This window comes from Pseudactinotalea sp. (genome assembly GCF_048594945.1).
In the GTDB taxonomy this organism is placed as follows: domain Bacteria; phylum Actinomycetota; class Actinomycetes; order Actinomycetales; family Beutenbergiaceae; genus Pseudactinotalea.
This window is the reverse complement of sequence record NZ_JBMDXJ010000516.1, coordinates 1-3,546: the sequence shown is the minus strand read 5'-3', so window position 1 is coordinate 3,546 and position 3,546 is coordinate 1. Positions and strand designations below refer to the sequence as shown.

General features: G+C 65.5%; 4 protein-coding genes. 3 read left to right on the top strand and 1 reads right to left on the bottom strand.

Annotated features, from left to right (window positions below; genetic code table 11):
- Nucleotides 1–847, top strand: an 847-nt coding sequence (locus tag ACOJSN_RS23290; RefSeq protein ID WP_420114869.1) for an ATP-binding protein, incomplete at its 5' end; no start/stop codon positions are given.
- Between the two features lie 225 nt (nt 848–1,072).
- Nucleotides 1,073–2,014 (top strand): hypothetical protein, encoded by a 942-nt coding sequence (locus ACOJSN_RS23285; protein ID WP_420114868.1) that lies wholly within the window; start codon nt 1,073–1,075, stop codon nt 2,012–2,014.
- Nucleotides 2,015–2,526: 512 nt separating this feature from the next.
- On the opposite strand, the gene ACOJSN_RS23280 is transcribed toward ACOJSN_RS23285, so the two are convergent.
- A complete protein-coding gene (locus tag ACOJSN_RS23280) occupies nt 2,527–2,829 on the bottom strand; it encodes a helix-turn-helix domain-containing protein (protein ID WP_420114867.1) in 303 nt (100 codons plus the stop codon).
- 239 nt (nt 2,830–3,068) lie between these two features.
- Here ACOJSN_RS23280 and ACOJSN_RS23275 point away from each other — a divergent pair, with 239 nt between their 5' ends.
- Complete coding sequence (locus ACOJSN_RS23275) at nt 3,069–3,533, top strand: hypothetical protein (protein WP_420114866.1); 465 nt, start codon at nt 3,069–3,071, stop codon at nt 3,531–3,533.
- Nucleotides 3,534–3,546: the final 13 nt, after the last annotated feature.

Here is a 3,546-nt window from a genome sequence, read left to right as displayed (position 1 = left end):
AAGGCTCCAGAGTGCACTCGGGACGATCGCAGGATTCAACGCGAAGGTCGGTGCCACCGGGGTCGATCTCGGCGTCCAGATCACACCGGGCCGGGCTGACAGCGGCGAAGTCGACGTCGATCTCCTCGAACTCATCGAGGACGTCTCCATCGCACTGATCGACCACGGGCTCGCTTTCGCTCTGTTCATCGACGAGATGCAGGACCTCGAGAACAACACCCTGACGGCCTTGCTGGCCGCGCAGCATGCCGCAGGCCAGCGCAACTGGCCGTTCTATCTCCTTGGGGCCGGGCTGCCGAGCCTGCCGCGAGTACTGTCCGAGCACCGTACGTACGCTGAGCGGCTGTTCGACTACCGCCCGATCGGGGCGCTCAATCAGCGAGACGCTGAACAGGGCCTCGCCGAGCCGATCACACGCTTCGGAGCGCGGATCGAACCCGACGCCCTCCGCGTGCTCACCACAGCAGCCGAGGGCTACCCCTACTTTCTGCAGGAGTACGGCCAGGCGGTCTGGAACCTCGCCCCGGAACCCACCTTCACAGCCGCGGACGCAGGGGCCGCGATCGTCCTGGGGCAGGAACGGCTCGATGCTGCCTTCTATTCATCGCGCTGGGAGCGCGCAACGCGAGCCGAGCGCACGCTGCTGGTGGCGATGGCCGCGGACGACGGGGCGCCTTCCACGATGTCTGTCATCGCCGCCCGCCTCAGCAGGACGCAGAACAGCCTTGGCCCGGCGCGTGCCAGCCTGATCGCCAAGGGCCTGGTGTATGCACCGGACTATGGGCAGCTGGCGTTCACCGTGCCCGGCATGTCCGCGTTTGTCGGTCGGCGTGCCGAACGGGACTGATATCGGTTCTACGAACTTCTAGCCCTCACTATGACGAAACCCTAGAACTCGCTCCCAGAGGCGCGCACGCTCCACGGGCCGCGGGTGGGCGAGGCTGCCAGCGGCCAACGCAACTCTTCCTGCCACACACCCCGGGGCAAGCCCAGGGTGTGTCTGTATCGTCCATTGATGTGACTGGGAGCGTGGGCCTCCACCTGGTCGAACGGCGATGTGTGAGGAGCGGTCATGGGTGACCTCGCAGAACACGAGGAGCGAGCCGTCCGCGACTACGTGAACAGCCAGTCGCCGGAGGACGACCAGGCCGGGCTGGTTCAGCACGTCCACTCGCGAAGAGTCCTCGGACGCACCCATAGCGTGTTCGACGTCCATTGCGACAAGACTCGCTGGTGGGTGATCACCGAGCCAACGAATCTCTACCTGCAAACCGACTTCCCGCAGGCGGACCAGGCACTCATCTTCCATGTCGGGCTGGGTGCTGTGCTCGCTGAGCGAAGCCGCGGGGAGCACGACGGCGATGAGCCGACGTCGCCGCCATGGCGGCGGTTCCGCGACGCGCTGAAAGCTATGGATGAGGCGGCGGAGTCCGAAGACTTCCAGGCGGTCGGCATCAAGTGCCGCGACACTCTTATCGCGCTGGGTAGGCAGTTCCAGGACGCCGAGTGGTTGGGCGAGGTTGCTGAGCGCCCGACGGGCGCCGACTTCAAGGGGTGGGCGCAACTCTATGCCGAGCGGCTCTCGGAGGGTCGGCAGCGCAGCTACGTCAAGATGCTGGTCGAGAAGACCTGGGACCTGACGGTCTGGCTACAGCACAACGCCAACGCGACGCCCGCCGCCGCTGATTTCGTGCTCGATGCTACCGGCCATCTCCTCGCCGTCATCAGCAGACTTGCGATGCACCACGATCACGGTGAACCTGCGCGGTGCCCTCAGTGCGAGTCGTACCGAGTCGACGACGTTACTGAGGAGGATCAGGCTGGCACCGGTTTCTACGAGTCGGTCGCCTGCGCGGCTTGCGGCTGGCGCTCCGAGCGAACGTTCGCCTCGTGGGAAGACCACTTCACTCCCGACCGCTTGGAGAGGGCTGCCAACTATCTGACTGGACCAGGGACCGGCATCTCGGACCGCCTATATTCGGCACCGCCAACGGACGCCCAGGTGACGGACTAACAGCCTCGGACCGTAGAGACGATCGATTTTCGATCGGACCACTTGGCTGGTGGCTAGAGCCGCGAATCAGCGACGAAAGCGGCTGCGACTCCTTCTAGCCGCGCAACGTGCGCCTCCCACCACTCGGGATCGCCAATCGTGTCCTTGTGCGGTCCTGCGCGCCCATCGGTCAACTCGCCGAGACACTGCAGTTGGCCGACGTGTATCGCCGTGTCCTTTCAAGGCACGCGCGAGCAACGCTCCACTCGTGGTCGCACGCGCTGAGTCTAGAAACCAGGGCACGCTCGCCGGCGCATCTAGGCCGAGCTCGTCCAGCACGGCGTCCGAGTGCGCCCGCAGCTCGGTACAACTCCACTATGTGGTGGGGCGACTCCCCTGCCGTGGCCCATATGTCCCGATGGCCTACCTCCTCCTCATCATCGATCCACGGCCCAGACGAGGGCAGGGCGGGTGAGCGGGTGGGATGGCAGCGTCGCGCGGTTGCCTCCGATCCAGCAGGCGAGAGGGAGCGGTCAAGCGCCGCTTCCTCGCCGGTCTGCCCAGGACTTCCAGCTCTCATCGTCTCGCCTGCCCGATGTCACTCTTGCGGGGGGCGTTGCGAGGGCGTCCTCGGCCGGAATCCGCGCTCGCTGACGGGTGACGGGACGGCCCGCGCCGCTAATGTCGGCTGTCGCGATCCGGATAAGTCGGCCAAAGCGGTAGGCACGCAGCTCGCCGCGGGAGATGAGGCGCCTAACGCTGTCAGAAGAGCAGCTCAGGACCTTTGCGGCTTCAGCCACTGTCAAGTAGAGGGTAGCGATCGGCGTGTCAGTCATGGAATTCCTCCTGTTCGTGCTACAGCCACGACAGGTGGGCGTTGCGGCCACCTCTCGTCGATCGCCGTCGATGGCTCGAACCTCATCCGGGACAGTCGGCCCAGCCAACAAGGTGCACCGAAGCGAATCCCTAACTGGGCGACGTGACTGCATCGCTGCTCCGCTGACGACATCCGTGCAGACGTACTGCTAGTGAAAGCAACGTGTGGCGTTGCTCGGATCGAGGAGGTGGCCGGACCGTGGAAAGCTTCACGGTGGTAACAAGCGCCGATCGCGCGAAGTCGTGTGGACAGTGGGTCGTCGCCACGGATGATTCCGTTGGCCAGGTTTCATATCAGGTGGGAGCGTGCCTCGCGCTGGTGACCTTAGCGAGGTTCCACATAGCTGCCCTCGCGGACAGGTCGGTGCGGCAACTTCAGCGCGCGGGTGTGGTGGCTGCAGGAGTCACGAAAGTGGCCCACTCGTGCGAAGACGTCGCTGGCATGCTCGGCGCCCTGGGTCGTCGACTGCAGGCCGCGAAGTTCGCAGGAGTGGGTGTGGTGCTGACTTCGGCCAACAAGCAGCTTCGGGTCTGGGTTGCCGGCGCTGGCCGGCCCGCGCGGCTGTCTCGGTGTGAGCGTCGCGCGGAACATCTCCTGGGCGAGCTGGAGGCGGTGCGGGCCAGGGCCCTCAGTGAAGTCAGCGTCGATAAGGCCACCCGATGATCGAGCCGGACCC

Excerpts from the sequence above, each read along its gene's own strand:
- ACOJSN_RS23285 (WP_420114868.1), top strand. The coding sequence starts at position 1,073 with ATGGGTGACCTCGCAGAACACGAGGAGCGAGCCGTCCGCGACTACGTG.
- ACOJSN_RS23280 (WP_420114867.1), bottom strand. The coding sequence starts at position 2,829 with ATGACTGACACGCCGATCGCTACCCTCTACTTGACAGTGGCTGAAGCC.